This is a genomic window from Vibrio sp. 10N.261.51.F11 (genome assembly GCF_041471665.1).
In the GTDB taxonomy this organism is placed as follows: Bacteria; Pseudomonadota; Gammaproteobacteria; order Enterobacterales; family Vibrionaceae; genus Vibrio; species Vibrio crassostreae_C.
Window position 1 is genome coordinate 1 of the sequence record NZ_JBFROW010000039.1, and the last position, 21,890, is coordinate 21,890.

Annotated in this window: 14 protein-coding genes; 5 read left to right on the top strand and 9 right to left on the bottom strand. The window is 45.9% G+C overall.

The window, feature by feature from the left end; genetic code table 11:
- Window positions 1-79 precede the first annotated feature (79 nt).
- From AB4351_RS13920 to AB4351_RS13945, 6 genes are all read right to left on the bottom strand, one after another.
- On the bottom strand, window positions 80-2,194 hold the full coding sequence (locus AB4351_RS13920; protein ID WP_017061209.1) for a type I secretion system permease/ATPase: 2,115 nt from the start codon (window positions 2,192-2,194) through the stop codon (window positions 80-82).
- An 18-nt stretch (window positions 2,195-2,212) separates the two neighbouring features.
- Window positions 2,213-4,123 carry a LapD/MoxY N-terminal periplasmic domain-containing protein gene (locus AB4351_RS13925; RefSeq protein ID WP_017061208.1) on the bottom strand — a complete coding sequence of 637 codons (1,911 nt, stop codon included), beginning with the start codon at window positions 4,121-4,123 and terminating at the stop codon, window positions 2,213-2,215.
- Window positions 4,124-4,128: 5 nt separating this feature from the next.
- On the bottom strand, window positions 4,129-4,797 hold the full coding sequence (locus AB4351_RS13930) for a transglutaminase-like cysteine peptidase (RefSeq protein ID WP_372126313.1): 669 nt from the start codon (window positions 4,795-4,797) through the stop codon (window positions 4,129-4,131).
- Window positions 4,798-4,856: 59 nt separating this feature from the next.
- Window positions 4,857-6,248: an HlyD family type I secretion periplasmic adaptor subunit gene (locus AB4351_RS13935; RefSeq protein WP_050651165.1), complete on the bottom strand. Its 1,392-nt coding sequence runs from the start codon at window positions 6,246-6,248 to the stop codon at window positions 4,857-4,859.
- Between the two features lie 112 nt (window positions 6,249-6,360).
- A complete protein-coding gene (locus AB4351_RS13940) occupies window positions 6,361-7,647 on the bottom strand; it encodes a sigma-54 dependent transcriptional regulator (RefSeq protein ID WP_017061205.1) in 1,287 nt (428 codons plus the stop codon).
- A gap of 68 nt (window positions 7,648-7,715) precedes the next feature.
- Entirely contained in the window at window positions 7,716-9,623 is a 1,908-nt protein-coding gene (locus AB4351_RS13945; RefSeq protein ID WP_372126315.1) for an ATP-binding protein, read from the bottom strand.
- A gap of 167 nt (window positions 9,624-9,790) precedes the next feature.
- Between AB4351_RS13945 and pdxH the strand changes: the two genes are divergently transcribed.
- Entirely contained in the window at window positions 9,791-10,426 is a 636-nt protein-coding gene (gene pdxH, locus AB4351_RS13950) for a pyridoxamine 5'-phosphate oxidase (protein WP_017061203.1), read from the top strand.
- 102 nt (window positions 10,427-10,528) lie between these two features.
- Here pdxH and AB4351_RS13955 read toward each other — a convergent pair whose 3' ends face one another.
- From AB4351_RS13955 to AB4351_RS13965, 3 genes are all read right to left on the bottom strand, one after another.
- The gene (locus tag AB4351_RS13955; protein WP_372073586.1) at window positions 10,529-11,311 is read right to left on the bottom strand and encodes a PAS domain-containing protein; all 783 of its coding nucleotides are present in this window, start codon (window positions 11,309-11,311) and stop codon (window positions 10,529-10,531) included.
- Window positions 11,312-11,676: 365 nt separating this feature from the next.
- Window positions 11,677-13,509, bottom strand: a complete 1,833-nt coding sequence (locus AB4351_RS13960) for an SUMF1/EgtB/PvdO family nonheme iron enzyme (protein ID WP_372126317.1) — start codon at window positions 13,507-13,509, stop codon at window positions 11,677-11,679.
- A gap of 185 nt (window positions 13,510-13,694) precedes the next feature.
- Entirely contained in the window at window positions 13,695-14,798 is a 1,104-nt protein-coding gene (locus tag AB4351_RS13965) for a PEGA domain-containing protein (RefSeq protein WP_372112001.1), read from the bottom strand.
- A 483-nt stretch (window positions 14,799-15,281) separates the two neighbouring features.
- Between AB4351_RS13965 and AB4351_RS13970 the strand changes: the two genes are divergently transcribed.
- The 4 genes from AB4351_RS13970 to putP all read left to right on the top strand — a co-directional run bounded on the left by AB4351_RS13970 (window position 15,282) and on the right by putP (window position 21,817).
- The gene (locus AB4351_RS13970; RefSeq protein ID WP_372126319.1) at window positions 15,282-16,106 is read left to right on the top strand and encodes a helix-turn-helix domain-containing protein; all 825 of its coding nucleotides are present in this window, start codon (window positions 15,282-15,284) and stop codon (window positions 16,104-16,106) included.
- A 181-nt stretch (window positions 16,107-16,287) separates the two neighbouring features.
- Window positions 16,288-19,425, top strand: a complete 3,138-nt coding sequence (putA, locus tag AB4351_RS13975) for a bifunctional proline dehydrogenase/L-glutamate gamma-semialdehyde dehydrogenase PutA (RefSeq protein ID WP_372126321.1) — start codon at window positions 16,288-16,290, stop codon at window positions 19,423-19,425.
- Between the two features lie 11 nt (window positions 19,426-19,436).
- Window positions 19,437-20,141, top strand: coding sequence for a 1-pyrroline-5-carboxylate dehydrogenase (locus AB4351_RS13980; RefSeq protein WP_372126323.1), 705 nt, complete (start codon window positions 19,437-19,439; stop codon window positions 20,139-20,141).
- Window positions 20,142-20,290: 149 nt separating this feature from the next.
- On the top strand, window positions 20,291-21,817 hold the full coding sequence (gene putP, locus AB4351_RS13985) for a sodium/proline symporter PutP (protein WP_170930181.1): 1,527 nt from the start codon (window positions 20,291-20,293) through the stop codon (window positions 21,815-21,817).
- Window positions 21,818-21,890 lie beyond the last annotated feature (73 nt).

Consider the following 21,890-nt stretch of genomic DNA (forward strand, 5'->3'; position numbering starts at 1 on the left):
TTTAACTGATCGGCATTAGAGCTGATGCTCCCCCTTTTGGTTTCTACTGATAATTATTTATTTAGGTGGCTTGAGCGCTCTAACTAACGGCTCTCACTCGGCCTTGTTTAAGGTCTGAAAGAACCTGTGCTTTAGGACCATCTGCAATGATGCAGCCTTTCTCCATTACGATCACTCGATCGACAATGTCCAACATCGACGTTTTGTGTGTAATCAGAATCAACGTCTCGCTTGGTAGCAACTGGTTAAGCTGGTGTTTGATGTGCATCTCAGAACGGTTATCCATAGCACTGGTCGGCTCATCCATTAACAATACTGGCGGACGGCCTAGGAAGGCTCTAGCAATGGCAATTGACTGACGTTGACCACCAGACAGCAAGGCACCACCTTCACCCACTTGGCGTTCTAAACCTGCAGGATCTTGCTGAGTAAACGCGGTTACGCCTGCACGGTTCGCTGCATCCATCACGTCACGGTCATCCACCAAAGGGCGGCCTAAAGTAATGTTGTCTCTTACCGAACCGTAGAACAAGTTACTGTCTTGCGGCACACAGCCTATATTGCGTCGTACGTCGACATGATGCAGTTGTTCCATATCGGTGTCATCAATGCGTACATGGCCTTCTGTTGGCTTGTACAGGCCCATAATCAGACGTTCTAGTGTGGTTTTACCTGAACCAATACGACCAATGATCGCCACTTTCTCGCCTGGACTAATATTGAGGGTTAAGTCTCTAATTGAAGCAACTGGTGAATCTGGGTAGTGAAACGTCACTTTATCTAGCGCGATATGGCCCTGAATAATCGGACGGTGAATGTAGCGTTTACCTTCTTCTTGTTCATCAGGCATCGACATCACTTGCTCAATCAGAGTCATTGATGACTTCGCTTGGTTGTAACGAGTCGAAAGCAAAGATAACTGAACAAGAGGACCAATCGCTCGGCCACTCAGCATGGTCGCAGCGATCAAGCCACCCATCGTAAGCTCACCTTCCGCAATCAGGTACACACCAAAGATGATCATACCTACGTTAGTACTCTGCTGAACAAAACCGGCGGTGTTTTGGATGCTGTCTGTGATGCGTCGGCTTTTGATATTCCAATTCGCCATGTGAGCCACGGCTTCTTCCCAACGGAATTGGAATTGGCTTTGCGCGCTGAATAGCTTAACGGTTTCTAGACCCGCCAAACTTTCAATCAAGTTTGCATACTTCTGCGAGGCAAGACGAGATCCTTCTTCAATGGTGCGGCGCAGTGGGCCTTGGATTAGCAATGCATAGACGATCAAAATGACCACGCCAGCAACGGGAACGAATACAAGGTTTCCAGCCATTAGCCAAATTAGCGCTAAGAACATCAGTGCGAAGGGGAGGTCGATGAGCGAGCCAATGGTTGCAGAGGTAAAGAATTCACGAATGGATTCGAACTCTTGCAAGTTTTTAGCGAAAGCACCGACAGAAGCAGGTTTCGCTTCCATACGTATCCCCAGTACTTTACTGAACAGCTTGGAGGAAATGAGAATATCGGATTTCTTACCAGCAACGTCAATGAAGTAGCTTCGCATCAATTTGAGCAGCAAATCGAATAGGAACACGACAAAGATACCACTCGCTAGCACCCACAAAGTTTCAAAGGCGAGGTTAGGTACGACTTTGTCGTACACCAAGCGTGTAAACATGGGCGCGGCTATCGCGAAGATGTTGATCAGAATGGAGGCAATCAACACATCTCGGTAGATGTTTTTCGATTCCCAAATCGTACTCCAAAACCAATGCCCTTTGCGTGTTTTTAGAACCTCTGGTGAACGTTCATCATAACGGAACTGTTTCTTGACCAAGAAGTAGCGACCGATGAATTGTTCTTTCAGCTCTTCGACGGGAATGATGATTGGCACCATTCCGCTTTCCGCTGTAATGATTTCCGCTTCTTGCTTCTCTAAATCGATACTGTTGAGAACGCACGCCTCACCTTGTTTAAGCAATAAAACTGCAGGCAGAATCAGGTGAGGGATCTTTTCTAAGTCGGAACGGTTTTCTTTTGCCACTAATCCTGCTCGTTCAGCAGAACGAGGGAATAGGAAAGGGGTTAGCTTTCCATCAGATAGTGGTAGCCCATTGATCAACGCTTCGGGCGAGTTAGCTAACCCGTAATACCGGCTAACGTAGATCAGTGAGTTCAATAGTGGATCTTGCATGTGATATAACCCTTACAACTATTTATCAACAATGAAGCCTTGGAACACTTCTACGTAGTTATCAGACAGGATATCTAGCTGAGTCTGAGTTTCTATTCGAGACGCGATGGTGGTGACGCCTAGGTTGTGAGCGGTTCTAGAGATCGACGTTAAGGTAAACTTCTGTTTTTCGTCATCAAGGTTATGTGTGAACAGGTAATCTAGCTTCACATAGCTTGGACGGTATTCGTTGATGTAATCCAGTGATTGGAAGTTACGTCCGTAGTTATCGACACCAAACACCGCTTCAGCGTTGCGAATGGTGTTACACAAAAGTGCCGTGTAGTGCGGAACGTTGATGAAGCAGTTTTCTGGAATCTCAAAGTGCAACAGGTGAGCGATTGAAGCATTCTGTTCAAGCGTCTTACCGATCCAACGGATGAAGCTTGGTTGAGATATACTGCTTGGCGAGAGATTAATAGCGACTGGGCTGGTTACTTCTTTTGCATTGAGCTTTTCAACCATCTTCTCAATAACGTATTGGTCGAGAATGTGGCTCATTTCAAGCTGTTCTAGCGCGTATAGATACTGGTTAGCACCGTAACGCACGCCATCTTTTTCAATCGCAGAGAACACCTCTTGGTGATACGTTTTACCAAAGGCATTGTTTGCAGCCTGCAAACGGAAGGTAATGAGGTCGTTGATGATCGCTTCTTCAACCAACATACGCCATTGTTGTTTGCCCATCACTGCGCCGTGATCGTCTGCGGTTACGTAGCCGTAAGCAAGTTCTCGATTCGCCTTGGCACTTGAGAGTGCGTTATCCACCAGCGACATGATTTCAGTACTGGTTTTACGCTTGTTGCTGTAGGTCACACCAAGAGCAATATGTGGATTCGCAGTGCCTGTTGGGTCTGAACCTAGGCTCTGGATACAGTTTACGATGCTGCTCGCGACAAGTTTCAGTTCGCTCTCATCAATGTTTGGCATGATGAAACCGAACTCGTCACTAGAAATACGAGCGATGGTGATGTCTGGTGATGAAATTGAAGCCTGTAGCTGTTCAGCCAGTTGATGAACCAAGGCATCACCTTCTTGATAGCCCTTTTCATCGTATTCTTCACTAATAAACTCCGCTTTAAGTACCGCTAAACCACCTAAGCTCGACTCTTCTAACCATTGTGTTAACTGAGACATGTAGTAAGCACGGTTACCTAGCTGAGATACAGGGTCGATATACGCTCTTTCACGTAACTTCTGAGCTTCTTTCGCTTGGTTTTTAAATGCCAGTTCAACTTGAGTCGACATGTGGTTGATACCATCGACAACCAAGGTTAGATCTTTTGTCTTTGGACGAGCCAGAGGTTCGCCAAACTGATTCTTAGCGATCTGATCCATCTTCGTAATGATCAACGAGAGCGGGCGTAAAGCGCGCTTAAGGATCCAAGAAATAGATACCAAACCGAGCAAGAAGATCGTGCCAAAGATACTCAGTAAGCGGATGAATGCTTGCCAAAGTTGATCATAGGCAGGGCCTGGATGACTTACGATCTCGACTTCGGCCAATTGCATCCAGCCACTGGTGATCACGCGGCGGTCATGAACAGGCTCGAACAGGTTTAGGTTGGTAAACCACTCCGGTACGCCGGTTGGCTTTACAGGGTATGAGCGGAGAATGTCTTCACCGCTGTCGAGAAAGATTAATCGAACGACGGAATAAGAACTGCCATCAAACAGGGCGTTGATAACAGACTCCACTGCCACCTTGTCCTTTTCTTCTAGGTAAGGGGCGAGAGCCAGTCCAACAGTATTAATGGTATTACTTACCTCAGAGCGTTGCTGCTCCTCTAAGTATCCACGGGTGGTATTGAATTCGATCATAAAAACTGACGTCATCAGCAGTATGAACACTGCAACCATCCCGACCACAAGCTGTTTATATAAAGTCATTGTACCTACTCATCGTAATTGATAATGGGTTTGTTTAATTTTAGAGAGCGCTCACGTGAACGTAAGTCGTTCCATAAGCTCAATCTTGAAGATTTCCCTGCTAACTTGCCGCTGCCTGCTGCCGACTTGATCAACCAAAGGTTTTTACCGTTGAAACTGTAAATTGGTCGTAGATCTGGGCGTTTGGAACCGCGTTTAATTTCAGGGTTTAAGTTGTCCAAAATTAGTGGCTCTGCACTCGGTGTTGAGTAGTACGCCAACACCATGTGGAACTGGTTTAGCTCCAGTGCTTTTACGTACACTAATCGTAATTTCTTATCTGGGACGCCCAGTTCAAGTAAAGAGAAGTATTTTGCGATAGTGAAGTCTTCACAATCACCGGCGTTGCTGCCTAAAAATTCCAGTGGTGTTGCCCAGTAGTCATTCTTTCCCCACAGTATGTTGTCATCGACAAAGTACATCTGGTTGAAGAACTGGTTCACCGACCTGAGCTTCTCTTTTTCACTTAATCCGTCGTATGCCGTCATATTTGAACGCCATGTAGCCACTCGCTTTCCGGCTCTATCGCCGTAGGTTTTGGTCACCGCATCTATCCACCGTTGGTCGCTCTTGTTGAGCGCCACAGAGGTAAAAGAGGTGAGGACCAGCAGCAATAGCGAAATCCGAGACTTCATAGCCTCTGCTCTTGTCTATTTGCTGTGTATTGAAAGGCGCTGTTAAACATCAAACGTCCTTACTCTTTTAGTGCATTGTTTTGAGCGCTTAATAGTGGCTTCAACATGTACTCAAGCACGGTTCTTTTACCCGTGATGATGTCGACAGAGGCCGTCATTCCCGGAATAATTGGCAGTTCTTCGTTTTTACCAAAATTGTGTTTTTCGGTGCGTACACGCACGATGTAGAAGCTGTTGCCTTCTTCATCTTGAGTGGTATCGGCACTGATGTGCTCTAACACGCCTTCTAGACCACCGTATTTAGTGAAGTCGTAAGCACTGAATTTAACGATGGCTGTCAGTTCTGGGCGTAGGAAGGCGATGTCTTGAGGAGCGATTTTCGCTTCAACCAATAGAGAGTCTTCTGTCGGTACAATCTCAACGATGTCCATACCCGGTTGGATAACACCGCCGACAGTATTAATACCGAGTGTTTTAACGGTGCCAGTTACCGGAGAAACCACCACGGTACGGTTTACTCTGTCTTCTAGGCCAACGGCAGATTCGGTCATTGCAGAGAGCTTGTCTTGGGCTTGATTGAGTTTTTCTTGTTGTTCGGAGCGGAAGTTCAGTGCGGCGTCAATACGGCTGAGCATGGATTCTTTGATTGCTGAGCGTAAAAGAGGAATTTTTAGCTCGCTCGAAGTCATTTCTCGGCGAGTGTCGTTCACTTGTCTTTGCAGTTTAAGTAATTCAATTCGTGGTACCACCCCTTCATCGGCGAGAGGTTTGGTGATATCCAGTTCTTGGCGAGCAAACTGGTAGCTCTGTTTTAGGTTTCGAACACGCGCTTTAATCTCAACTAGGTCTTGCTGTTTCTGTTCAACTTGTTGATCAAAAACGGAAAGCTGGTTTCTCAGATTATTGAGATCTTGACGGTATTCTGCTTTTTGACGATTAACCAGTTGAGGTTGAAGTTCATAGAATTTAGGTGGGAACGCAAGCTTGCCATAATCGAGAGTGACACTTTTCTTCCATTCTTTTTCAGAGAATTCTTCATTGATGACAACACTGGTCAGGGAAGCGGAAAGCATTAACACGTTGGCGGTCAAGTTCGCGACTTGTTGTTCACGTTCGCGGAAGTCAGAACGGAATCGTGTGTCATCGATTAACAGCAATTGTTGACCTTTTTGAACGCGTTGGCCTTCTTTAACTAAGATTTCTTTAACCAAGCCACCTTCAAGGTTTTGTACCACTTGGATCTGAGAGGAGGGGATCACTTTGCCTTGGCCAACGGTAACTTTGTCGATCTCTGCCCATGCAGACCACCCAATAGCAGCAATAAAAAACAGAACGATCACCCACAACATAATACGCGCACTGGTGGGCGTATTGAGGAGCAGTGCCGCTGTTTTATCATCGACATACTCAAGCTCGGTCTCGTTCAATTTGCTGAAATTTTTCTGACTCATAACAGTCCTTGTTCGCTAAATAAAAGTGCAAGCTTATTGAGTGTATTCTTACTTCTGATAAATGTTAAGATTTTGTTCCTTTAAATCTTTGAATTTATATATTTTTTAAGACCTATCGGTTCTTGAAATCCGTTTTATCGAGTTGGTGCTTTCTTAGTTTGTCATACAGTGTTTTTCTCGATACCTGCAGCTCTTGTTGTACCTCTTTTAAACGACCTTGATGGCGATGTAGTGCCTCAATCAAGATAATTTGTTCAAAGCTATCGGTGCGTTGGTTTAACGACTGTTGTTGCTCTTCAATGCTCATATCGAGTTCATTTTGCTCATCAGTATCGCTGTCGAGCGACGGCTGCTTAATTTGAGTCAGCACTCTGAGTTCGGCATGTTGGCGAAGCTGACGAATGTTCTCCGTCCAATGCGTTGCAATGAGTCGCTGAATCTCTTTTTCTGTAATGACGGGGGGTGGCAGCTGATAGCGACTGGCCGCACCACGAGCAAAGTGTTTGAATAAAGAGCCAATATCTTCCGTTCTTTGCGCCAAGGGTAGTAAATTAAACCGGCGTAGTTCACCTGTAATTGTAGTAGGAACTACTGTAGTTGCGATAATGATACAAGTTGCATTGGTCTTGCATGAGTTTTCATGAAGTAGAGTGGGTTTTAGAGCGGCTAACCATAGCCATTGCTGCGAAGTTAACGCTTCTGTTTCATGGATATAGAGTGTTCCACCTTGATGCTTTAAGAACAGTTGCAAAACAAACTGATGGAATGTCGCTTCGTCACTGCGTGGCAAATTAAACGCCGCGACAGGGCAAAGCTCCGCGGTTTGATGACTGTGTAAATCATGGGTGTATTGTGCAGTGACCCTTTTCCCCGTCCCTAAATCACCAACAAACAATAGAAGTGGGTTAGTTTTGGTATCTAGGGTGATCAATTCTCGGCGTAATGCCTGCATTGATGGTGATTGACCAATCAGTTTCGGGCCAACCTGATTTTGCATTGCCAACTCTTTACGCAGTAGGTTGTTCTCTTCAACCAGTGCGAGCTTATCCGCCGCTTTTTTAACGGCAGTGAGTAGGGCATCGACCACAAATGGCTTTTCCAGAAAATCGTAAGCGCCGGCTTTCATTGCGGATACCGCGGTTTGCACGTCACCATGTCCGGTAAGTACGATGACCTGAAAATGAGGGTTTTGGCTCAGTAATTTTTGCGTTAATTGAATGCCATCCATCACTGGCATGTGAATATCGGTGATGACAATTCCGGCTTGCGTGGTATCTATTTTCTTTAATGCCTCAATAGCATTGGGAAAGCAGACGATATCGATGCCTTCAATGAGCATGGCTTGTTCTACGGAGTCTCGAATGGCGGGTTCATCGTCGACAAAATAGAGTTTAGGCATAGAGTGCAAAAGTCGAGTCCTTAGCAGTATGTGAGATTCGTTTTCTAATCAGCGATAACAACGGCGTGTTAGCCCTTATCGTTATATAACGGGATGCTTAGCGAGAATACCATGCCTGAAGGCTCTAATCGGTTCGCGCTGATCGTGCCGTGATACGCTTCAATAATCCGTTTCGATATTGAAAGCCCTAGCCCTAAGCCTTCCGGTTTGGTGGTAAAAAACGGGTCGAACAGCTGTTCTAGCTTATCGTTCGGCATGCCAATTCCGTTATCCCAAATGATCAGCTGACAAGCGTCATGATGCAGTTGCCATTCGATGCCTATCTGTGGGCTAGCCTGTTGGTCAACGCTTTCCAGGTTTTGTTGCTCCTGCAAGATTTTGTGTTCAAGAACTTGTTGTTGCAGCGCTTGAGTCGCGTTGTGAATCAGGTTCACTAGTACTTGCTCGAGTTCGGTTGGATTAATCGCAATATTGATGTCATCTGGCACCGTGCTTAGCCTTAGCGTAATGCCTTGCTTGATCATCAGCGCACTGAGAATGCTAGTGGCGTTATTGACCGCTTGATGCAGGTTCGCCACATGATGTTCTTGTTTGGTGACCTTGCGAGTAAAGACTTTGAGTCGCGCGATGATGTCGGTAATGGTGTTGTTGAGGCCAATCATTTTCTCAAGATTGCTTTTCACTAAATCGGTTCGTTCCATTTCCAGTAGCTTTAAGCTGTTTTCACTGTAGGTTCGCAGTGCTGCAAGCGGTTGGTTGATTTCGTGGTTAATGCTGGCTGACAGCTCACCGAGTACCGCTAGTTTCGCGGTTTGTGTCAGCTCTTGTTCTGTCTGTTTCAACTTCGACTGCGACTCTTGGTATTGAAAAAGGGTTTGTTGCAGCTGCTGATTGGATTGCTTCAAGTAGTGGGTACGTTTATCAACGGTTTGCTCTAGGTTTTGGTTGAGTCGGGTCAACGCCACTTTCGCGAGATAAGTCTGGCGCCACGACCAAGCGATGAGCATCACCAAGCTATAAATCACCACGAAGATGACATCGATCTGAAAGATTTTAATAAGTTCAGCTCTGGTCTCTTTTAGTGCGACAACTTGGTACTGGTTGTTGCTGACCGTTGCAGGGTAAAGATTAAAAGCACCAAGCTTGAATAACTGGTTGGCGGTGAGCTCTTTTCGGATTTCATTGGATTGAAGGTTGCTAGATTGATTGGTATTGCTCGCTTCTGACTGAGAGCTTGAAGGACGAAAGGCTTCGATGATCGAAATTTCGCTTTGACCGTATTGGCGTTGAAGTGCGATATCCGTTTGTTGTTGCTGCGTTAATGGCAACAGTGAATGATAAAGCCATGGAGCTTGGCTTGATAGAAAGACCACTTGGTTCGAGTCGAGTACTACGATCTCAAAGTCGTCGCTGGTCAGGATGTTTTCGAGGTTTTCTAAACTCACTTTTACGGTGATAACGCCAACAACTTCCTTGTCGATATACAGAGGTGAAGACAGAAAATAACCTCGTACGTTCGAGCGAGCACCTAGCGCGACATATTGTGTGTTGTTACCTTGAATGGCAGAAGCAAAGTAGGGACGAAACGAGAAGTTCTCACCGACAAAGGTACGAGGCTTTTGGTAATTACTGGAAGCGACCACAGTACCGCTCGGGTCGTGAATATAGATGGTGTCGGCCTGGCTTTGATTCGACCATTCAAACAGCAATTGATTGAGCTGCGCGGCGGAAATCGATGAGTCAAAATAAGAGAGCAAGCGCGGGTCATGGCTGAGCAAATCTGGGATCTGTTTGAATTTATCCAGCTCAGAATCGATTTGTAGATTGGCTTTATTCGCCGCTTCATCGAGTTGCTGAGTGACGATTTTTTCTTGGAATTGTACTGCCATAAAGTGGGTTGCGGTCAGCCCTGCAGCTCCCAATAACAATGAGAATAAAACAAAGGGCGTCATTAGGTTAGGCAGTATTTTGGTCACTCGGATCTCAGCTTGTCATCGGTTTGTATAAAGATTATCAATATGATGGAGAGAGTACCGAGATCTTGTTAACACAGAGCACCTTCTGTGAGACAAAACCATGGCTTAGACTTGTGTTTCAAAGGATTACGGCGCAAAATCACAAAAAAATTAAAAGGAGCAACCAAATGGAACTGACAGATATTCGTCGCGAATACGCTAAGGGTGGATTGAGACGTAAAGACTTGGCCGCAGACCCGATTGAGCAATTCAATCTATGGCTAGAGCAAGCCATTGAAGCGAAGTTGACGGACCCTACTGCCATGACAGTTGCTACGGTTGATGAAAATGGTCAGCCATTCCAACGCATTGTTCTGCTGAAGAATGTTGATAAAGACGGGTTCGTTTTTTACACTAACCTAGGTAGCCGTAAAGCGCACCAGCTTGAGCACAACAGCAAAATCAGTTTGCACTTTCCTTGGCATCCACTTGAGCGACAAGTTCATATTACGGGCACGGCTGAAAAGCTAACGGCTATGGAAAATATGAAGTACTTCTCGTCACGTCCAAAAGAGAGCCAATTGGCCGCGATTGCAAGTAAGCAGAGTAGCCGCATCTCAGCGCGTGGGATTTTAGAAGGTAAGTATCTAGAGCTTAAACAGAAGTTTGCCAAAGGCGAGATTCCCGTGCCTTCTTTCTGGGGTGGTTTCCGTGTACGTGTAGATAGCATTGAGTTTTGGCAAGGTGGTGAACACCGCTTGCACGACCGTTTCTTGTTCTCTCGCCAAGACAACAGTTGGGATATTGATCGCCTAGCGCCTTAGGCTTTTTGATCGCTTAGCTGCTTAACAGATCTAAAAATGCCGTTGATTAGACTTATCAAATCAACGGCATTTTTTTGTCTGCATTTTCAGATGAACAGTCAATCAGTTACTGTGCAGAACAACGGAGATCTGTTTTTTGAGCAGTGTTTCTGGGATCACTGAGCCCAATCCTGAATCCAACGCATACTCAATCAATTGGCTTTTACTGCGTGCATCAAACTTCTGTTTCAATCTGGCGACATGACCTTCGACCGTTTTGATTGAAATGTTTAACGTCGACGCGATGTACTGTGGTTTCTTGCCGAAAAGCAGTAAGAACAGCACCTCTGATTCTCTCGAAGTCAGCCGCTTTTGCAGTTTAGACACACGCGGCTCTGACCCCGCAAGCGATGCCTGATTGCCTTTTGTTCCTGTGGCCTGACAAACCCAATGACCAACCTCTAAGATCGCGGTATCGGTAAGCTCTTGGCCATAGAAGATGGTGCCTTGGACGTTGTCGTCATCATCAAGCCAAGGGGTTTTGGTAAAGATATGGGCGTGCCAGCGTCCGTCTGGATAGGGGTGAATATCGAGAATCTTAAGGGTACTGCGTGTATCCATTACATGTTTGTCTTGAGCCCTGAAATCTTGTGCGCACTCAGTGGTTTGACTGGGCATGTCGAAGTCGGTCAAGCCAGTACAAGTCTCATTGGGTTTTAAGCCAATCAATTGGTTGTAAGCAAGGTTGGCATACACGAAGACCGAGTCAGTATCTTTGCAGCCCCAGCAGCCTGGAAGTTGTTCGAATAAAGAACGATGTATGGAGTTGAGTGGATCTGGCAAGGTTTTATCTCGTAAGCTGAGGTATGGCAATGATATCAGTTTCTTATAGCGCTGCAATGGCAATTAGAGTACGAAAAATAAGGGATGACTGACAGTTAAACGGACTGTTGATTAACTGTGTCAATCACGGAGAATCGATGGGCATAAAGGGTGATAATCAGGCAAAAAAAAAGCCAGCCTGAAGAGGGGCTGGCTAAAGACAAGATATGCCTTGTCGACATGTAGAAGATTTTCAGTCTAATTTACGAGGGTCAGGTAAATTAAACTGAGGCATCAATTTGATACCCAGAGTGACTTACTACTCTATCGACGAATCTACTCCTAGGAGTGCTTATGCATAAGGGGGGAATTCCCCTATAAATGCTGCTCAATGTGATAATTGAGAACCTAGAGTAAATATTTGGGATTCTGAGCCTGTGATTGGGAGCCTACAGCTCTCGTACTACTCGGAATCCTAGATAGTTCGCTGCCGTTGAAGGCGGTACGTACAGTTCGTTAAACACTTTTGCTTCTTCAGGAGAGAAGCTCCACGCGCCACCTTTTGCTAGGCCTTTCTGAACGGTTGTCCATTCCCATACATTACCCACCATGTCGTAGAAGCCTGTTGGTGTTGGTTGGAATGACTTAACCGGAGATGTACTAACGTTTGACCATGGTGTACCCGCCCAGCCAGTGTTGGCTTTGCCTGAACGGAATTCATTGCCCCACCAGAAGTTGGTGTCTTGGCCAGCTCTTGCTGCAGCTTCCCACTCTTGTGGTGTTGGCAAGCGGTAAGTGAAGCCGGTGTTTTTAGATAACCAACGTGTATAAGCTTTGGCATCGTTTTGGCTAACACAAACTACCGGTGAGTTATTAGCTTGCTTAAAGCCTGGGTTCTGCCAGTCTTTATCTGAAACGGTTGTGATCTCTGCATTGACGAATGTATCGCAGGTGTTCATCAGCTCAGCGTCTGTCTGGTAGCCTGTGTTTTTTACGAATGCTTTGAAGTCTTGAACACGGGTTGGTGTTGCGGCTAATGCAAACGGCTGTTTGATCGTCACTTGTTGTGCGTTATTTTCACCCAGTAGGTAGCGACCCGAGCCGACAACAATCATTTCAGGGCTCTGAATGTCGTTACCCATCGGATCGGCAAACTTGGTGCCGACATTTAATGAATTCTGTTTCGCTTGCAATACGGCTCGTAGGTTGTGATCGCGGGCTATCTTCAGCTCTTGATGGAAAGAAAGGTAGCCTTCTTTTTCGATCGTGACCATGTGTTGGCCCGTCGGTAACATCACTTCAACCGGTGTACTGCCATAGTTCACGCCGTTGATAGAAACATTGTCGTTGTATTGATTTGAACGCACCGCCAAGTTAACCCAAGCAACTTCTTTTTGCTGGTCGTTGGCTTGTTGCTCGCTTTGTGTGAAACAGTTTGATGACTGAATACCAAGCAGGCGACAAGGTGTGTTCTTATCTGGACGAGTTTCTAGGTTCGCCGCAATCACCGCTCGGTAACGGTTATCTTCAGAGAAGCCAGAGGATTTCACTTTGTGTTGCAGAACGTGAATGTTCAGCGAAGCAGACGCAAGGTGCTCTTTCACTGTTTTCGATTCAGTCGCGTTATCGATTAGGCTGTGTTGGAATTGTTTTACCGCTTTTTGAAGTGCCAAAGTCACCGTTTGGTCTGAACACTGCGCCAGTGTCATATCGCTGCTGCAACGGTTGGTAAAGCTAACAGTTTGCTCTTCCGTCTGAGTGATCTCGTACCTTAGTCGCTCTGCTCTTGCTCTTAGCTTGTCTTGGTTTAGGTTTGCGATTGAAGCTTCTGCCGCGGCTTTCTCGGCTTGGATAGCCTCAAGCTCCATCACCAAGCCTTGCTGCTTTTGCTCTGAGTCTGAAATCGCAAGTTTGCCTTCTTTTACGGTTTTCCAAGCGTCTTGGAAGCGTTTTTGAGCAAGCGAGATATCGAAATCGGGATCATCAATCATGCGCGTGTAATCTTGCTCTAGGCTGGCTTTTGCCTTTGCGAGTGTTTGCTCTGCTTGAGCTGATAACTCAGCTAGACGTGCCGTTTGCTGCGCCTGATTGTCGACTTCGTTTTGTTTGTCGGCTAATTTCTTTTCGATAGCCGTTAACTCGGCGTGCTTTTCGAAAAGCGAACTTTCAAGATCAGTAACAGAGGCGGCCGTGATTGCTGGTGGTGTTGCTTCAGCGAAAACAGCAGGTGTCATTAAGCAGGGAGCAAGTGCAAATAATAGAGTGGGAAAACCTTGGCGCATGATGGGCTACTTCAATCGTAATTTAGGTTAATCGACTATTCTAAACGACAACGCCATTTCGTTTGCAGTTATTGTTTATAATGACCGTATAAGTTTATAACGATCAACAGTTTATAACTATCAACAAAATGGCGAGTGTTCATTCAGCTTTGTGAAATCGGTATGGCGATCTTCTACTGAGGGAATTAGCTTTCTTTGCTAGGAAGAAGCTTAACCCAGATAGTGTCGCTGCCGTTGATGGTAACTGTGCGGTTGTATGACTCGTAACCTTGCTTAGAGATAGTTACTTGATGACGACCGCTTGGTAGCGCTACCTCAAGAGGTGTGCTGCCATACTTAATGCCGTTGATGGTCACAGAGTCGTTGTATTGGTCAGAACGCACGGTTACGTTCGCCCATTTCTTGTCGCTCTTTTTAACTGCAGCCGCATCGCTGCCAGTTAAACAGTAGCGTGTTGAAACGTTCAATAGGTTACATGCGGCAACCGCTTCAGGTTTTGCTTGAAGTTGAGCTTGCATCTGCATGAAGTAAGAGTTGTTACCAGAGAAGCCGCTCTTGATCGCTTGGCTGTCTTGAACATGGATATTCAGCTGAACACCTTGTAAGTTTTGCTTCGCAAGTGTGCTTTCTGTGAGCTGCTCAAGTAATTGGCTCTTGAACGTTTGCACGGCTTTTTGATTGGTCAGGTGTTTACCCTGTGCAGTACACTCACCAAGTGTCATTGTTGATGAACATGTGGTGGTATAGCTGGTTTCAAGCACCGCACTTTCACGCAGTTCTGTTGCGATACGTTTTACGCGAGCTTCAACTTTTGACTCTCTCAAGTTTGCCAGCTCATTATTCAGGCGAGCTTGCTTTTGCTTGATTTGAGAAAGGTGAATTTCGCTCTCGTTGATCGCTTGTTCGTTATCTAGCTGAGACGATTGATTCTCTTTAACCGCAGCCCAAGCGTCTTGGTAACTTTTCTGGAAAGAGACTAAATCTGTTTCTGGATCTTCAAGCAAGCGACTGTACTGTTTGTCGAGTACAGACTTGGCTCTGTTACGTTTTGCCTTAAGTTCTTCACCTTCGCGCAACAACTTGCTGTTCTTGTTTTGAAGTTGTTTTAGGTTTTCAGTCGCCGATACTTTGGTTGCTGAAATACGCTCAATATCTGAGTTTTTCTCTGTTAGCTTTGCATCGATAGCTGAAACGGGATCGACTTGATTCAGTTCTTCAGCGGATACCGATGCAGATACCCAAAGTGGGGATAGCGCAAGTAAAAGCGCTGAAATTCGAAAGTTAGTCATAGGTCCCTGCAACTTGTAGATTGAAAATTGGCTCGTTAATAAAGTGTCTACTTCCTAGTTGTGAGTCACTAGTTATTAGCAATTAACACAGTACCCGTCTTTATACCGTTTTATTGCTATCCAATCTACTCAAAAGCCAAGTTTCGGTACTTCGGATACACTTTTTACAGGCTTATAGCCAATTATTTGAGCTATATAAGAAAATTTATTCATTATGTTGGCGTGAAAAAGCATTTATTGACCACATGGTTTTTCGTGCTTGTGTGATTGCTTGTGAAGTCCCTAAACTCGCCGGAACGATTGGTTTTACAATGCCCGTAGTTTGTACACTCTTGATCATCCTTCCGGAGGCATGATCAAGATGATCGCGATAATGATCTTTTCATTCTCGCGAGCAAATAACTCTCATGAGCATTTACAAATTCATCTTATGCGCATTTAAGAGTATTATTCTTACTATGTTGACCCGAGTATTTTTCTGTCATGTCTAAACCTTTACCCTTTCCTAACCTAGACCTTTCTCCGCTAGGCCTTACTGGCCCTCGTCCTGCTGAGATCATCACTTTGCCATCGCATATGGATTGCCACGATCACCATTATTCTCAGGTGGTGATTGGTTTAAAAGGTCAGGCGGAATTTGAAGTGAGTGGTAAGGGGAATCTTGTTGGCCCAGGACAAGGTTGTGTGGTGACAGCGAGCTCTGATCATGCTTTCGGCGGAGTGGTTGGTCAGTCGGATATTCTCGTGCTCAACATGCCTATGCCAACCGATGATGACCCTCTGATGCTAGAGAAGATTAACCAGTTAGAATCATCGAACGTCTACTTCCAATTAGATGCGCAAATTCAAAAGCTTATCCATATGTTGGTGCAAGAGATGCAGGCCAGTCCTGATGATCTGTTATTAAGCCGTGCGTGCAATGATACGGTGATTGCATTGATGCAAAGGCACATCTCGGCATTTGAAACCTCAATCAAAGATTCACGCTTTGATCTTGAAGCGTTGGATCGTTACATCGAGCAACATTTAGCAAGTAAGATTTCAGTCGCGCAACTTGCAGGTAGCGTGTTCTTAGGTGAAAGCCAATTCCATATGTTGTTTAAAGAGCAAATGGGCATTACCCCTCACCAGTATGTGCTAGGTAAGCGAATCGACCGTGCTCGACGTCTTATTGAACAAGGGAATTTAAGCCTTGGTCAGGTCGCAGAACTTGCTGGATTCTCCGGTCAATCCTCTTTTACCCACACATTTTCACGCCTTCAAGGCATGTCACCATCTCAATACAAAAAGCAAATTTCTGTTAAATAGTGAAACGAAACGGCATATTATATTAAAGTTTCATATGTGACATTGTGTTTGTTTTGTTAATAAAGCGAGTTTTTAGCAAAAAACTCGGAGTTTTTGACAAGTATTCCTTATATACTCTAAATACACTGCAGCCATTGTAGAGATCCCGGGCTAATTCCGGGTGTGAGATTAAGGAAAACGCATGTTTACAGCTACTGATGTGTTAAAGCCAGAATTCAACGAGCAGTCGCTTGATGATCTATGGTCGCTTATCTCACCATTATATATGGTGGATGAAACCCAATGGCTAGAGCAACTTCTGCCACTAGCTACCCCTTCTGAGTCTGAAAAGCAGCAAATCACAGACAAAACGACTTCTTTGATCGAAGCTATCCGTGCGGATAAGACTTCTATCCAGATGATCGATGCACTGTTGCTTGAATACAGCTTAGATACTCAAGAGGGCATCTTGCTGATGTGTCTGGCGGAAGCCTTGATGCGTATTCCTGATTCAGCAACGGCTGATGCACTGATTCGCGACAAGCTAAGCGTTGCGGATTGGAAGTCTCACCTAAAGAATTCTGACTCGGTTTTTGTTAACGCATCAACTTGGGGCCTAATGCTAACAGGCAAGGTGGTTGGACTTTCATCTAAAGAGCAGAGTGCAGGTCAAGCGGTTAACCGTTTAGTGAACAAGCTTTCTGAGCCGGTGATTCGTAAAGCGATGCACCAAGCGATGAAGGTGATGGGTCACCAATTCGTTCTTGGTCGCAGCATTGCTGAAGCGCAGAAGAACGGTAAGTCTATGCGTGACAAAGGTTTTACCTACTCATACGACATGCTAGGTGAAGCGGCACTGACCACTGCTGACGCAAACAAATACTTCAAAGATTACCTAATGGCGATTGAAGCCGTAGGTCGAGACACATACGTCTCTTCAAAATCTAGCCCAGCACCGTCTGTTTCTATCAAGCTTTCTGCGCTTCACCCACGTTATGAAGTGGCGAATGAAGACCGCGTACTGACTGAGCTATGCGACACGCTAGAGCAGTTACTGCGCCGTGCGATTGAGCTTGATGTTGCGATCACGATTGATGCAGAAGAAGCGGATCGCCTAGAGCTTTCGCTTAAGTTATTCGAAAAACTGTATCGCAGCGAGCTAGTGAAAGGCTGGGGCAAGTTTGGTCTGGTTATTCAAGCGTATTCAAAGCGTGCGTTACCGGTTCTAGTTTGGCTAAACCGCCTAGCAAAAGAGCAGGGTGACTTAATCCCACTTCGCCTAGTTAAAGGTGCTTACTGGGATAGTGAGATCAAATGGTCACAACAAGCTGGTTTCGATAACTACCCTGTTTACACTCGCAAAGAAGCGACTGATGTAGCCTACCTAGCGTGTGCGCGTTATCTATTGAGCCCAAGTGTTCGTGGCAATATCTTCCCGCAGTTTGCTAGCCACAATGCTCATACGGTTTCCGCTATTGCAGTGATGACAGACCATAAAGACTTTGAATTCCAACGCTTACACGGCATGGGTGATTCACTTTACAACCATGCAATGGAAGCTTACCAACAGTCGGTACGTATTTACGCGCCAGTTGGTAGCCATAAAGATCTACTGCCATACCTAGTACGTCGTCTGTTAGAGAATGGTGCAAACAGCTCGTTTGTACACCGTTTGGTTGATGCTCGTTGCCCTGTAGCAGAGCTAACACAGCATCCAGTCGACATGCTTTTGGCATTCGATACGTTGAACAACACTAAGATTCCTCTGCCGCCAGCGGTATTCCCTGAGCGTAAGAACTCATACGGTGTGAACATTGATATCGAGAGCGAAGCGCATCAGTTTGAAGAGCAAGTAAAAGGCTTTTTGAACAATCAATGGACTGCTGGACCTGTGATCAACGGCGAATCTCTTGCCGAAAGCATGATCAAGGCTGATCAGAACGTTGAGCAAGTGACTGCACCTTATGATCGTCGAATTAATGTGGGTCAGGTGGCTTTCGCTAACCTTGATCATGTTTCCGCAGCGATCACTGGCGCTGATGCAGCATTTGCTGATTGGAACGCAACTTCAGTTGAAACCAAAGCGGCAGCGCTTGATAAGTTGGCTGACCTGATGGAAGACAACCTGGCTGAGCTGGTGGCAATTTGTCATCAAGAAGCGGGTAAGACAATTCACGACAGCATTGATGAAGTGCGTGAAGCGGTCGACTTCTGTCGTTACTACGCAAAACAAGCGAACAACCTACAAGGTTTTGAGCTAAAAGGCTTTGATGGTCTAACTCGAATCGCTTCGCGACAAGGTCGTGGTGTATTCGTTTGTATCAGCCCTTGGAACTTCCCATTGGCGATCTTCCTTGGCCAAATTACAGCTGCACTAGTGGCGGGTAACACGGTTGTGGCGAAACCTGCAGAGCAAACAAGCTTGATTGCGGCTCGCGCGGTTGAACTGATGAATGAAGCGGGCTTCCCTGCTGGCACGATTCAACTTCTACCTGGTCGTGGTGCAGAGATCGGCAGTGCGCTAACTAGCCACGATGCGATTGCAGGCGTTGCCTTCACGGGGTCAACCCCAACTGCACAACGCATTAACGTGTCATTGGCAAGTCGTAACGCTAAGCCTGTTCCGTTTATCGCGGAAACCGGTGGTCAGAATGCGATGATCGTCGACAGTACCGCACTGCCTGAACAGGTAGTTCGTGATGTTATTCGTTCTGCATTCGCTTCAGCAGGTCAACGTTGTTCTGCACTGCGTGTGCTTTACATCCAAGAAGACATTGCAGACCGCGTGGTTGGATTGATTCACGGTGCAATGGACGAGTTGAGTGTTGGTATTCCACACCTTCATAAAACCGATGTTGGCCCTGTTATCGACCAAAACGCAAAACAGAAGCTAATGGCGCACTTAGAAAACATGACCAATACCCAGAAGAAGGTGGCTCAACTTTCTTTAGGTACGGATTGTGAACATGGTGACTTTGTTCCACCAAGTGCGTTTGAAATCGATGACATCAGCTGCTTGACAGAAGAACAGTTTGGCCCTGTGCTTCACATCGTTCGCTTCAAAGCGAGTGAGTTGACACAAGTAGTAGACCAAATTAACCAAACCGGTTTTGGTCTAACTATGGGTATCCACAGCCGTAACGAAACAACTTACCGTTGGATCGAGAAACACATTCGTGTGGGTAACTGCTACATCAACCGTGACCAAGTGGGCGCTGTTGTTGGTGTTCAACCATTCGGCGGTCAAGGTTTGTCGGGTACTGGCCCTAAAGCGGGTGGTCCTCACTACCTATACCGCTTTACTGATGTTCATTTTTCTCAATCACAAGACAAGGCATAAGGAGCAGTATCATGGTTCATCAAGTGACAGGTTTTTCTGATGCTTTGTTAGCGTGGGAACAATGGAATCTTACCGACTTTGATCATAAGAGTGCTCAGGTACTTGCATTCAAATCAGAGATCGAAAGCCAATCTACGTCTTTGGCGGCAGTGGCAACTTATCACCTAGAGCAAGCCTCTGCGCTGCTTTCTGAGCAGCACCTAATGGCTGGCCCGACTGGTGAAACAAACGAGCTGTATGCTGCAGGACGTGGTGTGGCTTTGGTGATTGTTGATGATTGCGAAGAGAAAGTGCCAGCACTGCAAACAGCAACCGCGATGATTACCGCAGCACTATTAGCGGGTAACAGCGTGCAACTGTGCAGTGATGACGTGCAGTTCAATACCTTAATTGCTGACGCCGCGAAACAAGCGAATCTACCAACTAACTTGGTACAGGTTGCCTCGTACGACGCTGCTCAACAGCTGCTGTCTTGCGATGTACGAAGTGCAGGTTACGTGGGTAATTCACAAACGGCTCAAGCTATCAATTTACAACTTGCTAAGCGTGACGGTGCAATCGTCGGTTTAGTAGCTGAAACGGATCTAACGGCAATGAATGTTGCTAATGATCCACACCTATCGCTGCGCTTCATTACCGAGCGTACGCGAACTATAAATATAACAGCCGTGGGCGGTAACGCGACCTTGCTCGAACTTGGAAGCGAAGCTCACTAACCTTCAGTAATACTGGCTCTAAACACTTTTGTTTTTTTCCATTTTGGTTTTCTCCATCTTTGGATTTAACTCATAGTGCTTTGGAGCCTGAATACCTAACTCAATGCATTTGCTTGCCTTTACGGTGAGTGCTTTGCATTGAATTAGGCATGGAAGGCTTTCTACAAAATGAGGACTATCAAATGATAGAAAACAGTTTTGCAATAACGACGACGTTCATTGCGTATCTAATTATGATGCTGGCAATCGGTGTTATTGCTTACAAACGTACATCTAACTCAACTGACTACTTCCTAGGTGGTCGTTCGTTAGGTCCATGGCCTGCTGCACTTTCTGCTGGTGCATCAGACATGAGTGGTTGGTTGCTACTTGGCCTACCAGGTTACGCTTACGCTGCTGGCTTTGAAGCATTCTGGCTTGCTGGTGGTCTACTTGTGGGTACTTGGGCTAACTGGTTAATCAGTGCTAAGCGTCTGCGTACTTACAGTATTACAACTGAATCACTGACGTTGCCTGAGTTCCTATCTCGTCGCTTCAATGATAACTCTAAGCTGATCCAAACAATTTCTGCTTTCTTTATCCTTTTATTCTTCCTTTTCTACACAAGTTCAGGCTTGGTAGCGGGTGGTAAATTGTTTGAAACGGTATTTGGCCTAGATTACACAACAGCGGTAATTATCGGCACAGTATGTGTGGTTTCGTACACCCTGTTTGGTGGTTTCCTTGCGGTATCTTGGACTGACTTGGTTCAAGGTCTACTGATGTCTGCTGCGCTATTGATTGTACCAATCGCAGCAATGAACGGTGGCCTTGGCCAACTGTCTACTGACCTACACAACATTAACCCAGAGCTTCTAACGCTATGGAATGATGCGAAAGGTGAACCACTTTCTGCTATCGCGATCATCTCGCTAGCGGCATGGGGTCTAGGTTACTTCGGTCAGCCACACATCTTGGCTCGTTTCAAAGCAACGCGTAGCAACAAAGACCTAACAACCGCGCGTCGTATCGCGGTGGTATGGACTGCACTGTCTATGATTGGTGCAATGCTGGTTGGTCTTGTTGGTCTAATCTACGTGACGAACTCGGGCGCACCTAAGCTAGACGATGGCGAGAAGATCTTCATGCTTCTTGTGAACGCGATGTTCCACCCAGTAATCGCAGGTATCTTACTTGCTGCAATCCTAGCGGCAATCATGAGTACTGCGGATTCACAACTTCTTGTTTCTTCATCTGCAATGGCAGAAGATCTGTATAAGCAAGTTCTGAAGAAAGACGCGACGTCTGAAGAGATTGTTCGTGTAGGCCGTTTCGCGGTTATCCTAATCTCTCTGATTGCACTTGTACTAGCGATGACGCCAGACAGTTCAGTACTTGGCCTTGTGTCTTACGCATGGGCTGGTTTTGGTGCTGCATTCGGCCCAGCTATTGTATTGAGCCTGTACTGGTCTCGTATGAACCGTAACGGCGCTCTCGCGGGTATCGTGGTTGGTGGTGTGACTATCGTACTTTGGAAACAGTTCACGGGCGGTTGGTTCGATGTGTACGAAATCGTACCGGGAATCATCCTATCGACTCTTTCTATCGTTATCGTGAGTCTAATTACGGGCGAGCCTGAAGACGAAGTTAAGAAGCAACACGCTGAGTTCGAGAAGAACCTCGTTGAGCTAGACTAATTTACATTGTAAAACAGATGTGAATTAGCAAAGAACGTTAGCTAAAAAGAAATTGAAAAATAAAAGCAATAGA

Bases quoted from the DNA above. Each gene is read 5' to 3' on its own strand.
- AB4351_RS13920 (WP_017061209.1), bottom strand. From the start codon at position 2,194: ATGCAAGATCCACTATTGAACTCACTGATCTACGTTAGCCGGTATTAC.
- AB4351_RS13925 (WP_017061208.1), bottom strand. From the start codon at position 4,123: ATGACTTTATATAAACAGCTTGTGGTCGGGATGGTTGCAGTGTTCATA.
- AB4351_RS13930 (WP_372126313.1), bottom strand. From the start codon at position 4,797: ATGAAGTCTCGGATTTCGCTATTGCTGCTGGTCCTCACCTCTTTTACC.
- AB4351_RS13935 (WP_050651165.1), bottom strand. From the start codon at position 6,248: ATGAGTCAGAAAAATTTCAGCAAATTGAACGAGACCGAGCTTGAGTAT.
- AB4351_RS13940 (WP_017061205.1), bottom strand. From the start codon at position 7,647: ATGCCTAAACTCTATTTTGTCGACGATGAACCCGCCATTCGAGACTCC.
- pdxH (WP_017061203.1), top strand. From the start codon at position 9,791: ATGGAACTGACAGATATTCGTCGCGAATACGCTAAGGGTGGATTGAGA.
- AB4351_RS13960 (WP_372126317.1), bottom strand. From the start codon at position 13,509: ATGCGCCAAGGTTTTCCCACTCTATTATTTGCACTTGCTCCCTGCTTA.
- AB4351_RS13965 (WP_372112001.1), bottom strand. From the start codon at position 14,798: ATGACTAACTTTCGAATTTCAGCGCTTTTACTTGCGCTATCCCCACTT.
- AB4351_RS13970 (WP_372126319.1), top strand. From the start codon at position 15,282: ATGTCTAAACCTTTACCCTTTCCTAACCTAGACCTTTCTCCGCTAGGC.
- putA (WP_372126321.1), top strand. From the start codon at position 16,288: ATGTTTACAGCTACTGATGTGTTAAAGCCAGAATTCAACGAGCAGTCG.
- AB4351_RS13980 (WP_372126323.1), top strand. From the start codon at position 19,437: ATGGTTCATCAAGTGACAGGTTTTTCTGATGCTTTGTTAGCGTGGGAA.
- putP (WP_170930181.1), top strand. From the start codon at position 20,291: ATGGAAGGCTTTCTACAAAATGAGGACTATCAAATGATAGAAAACAGT.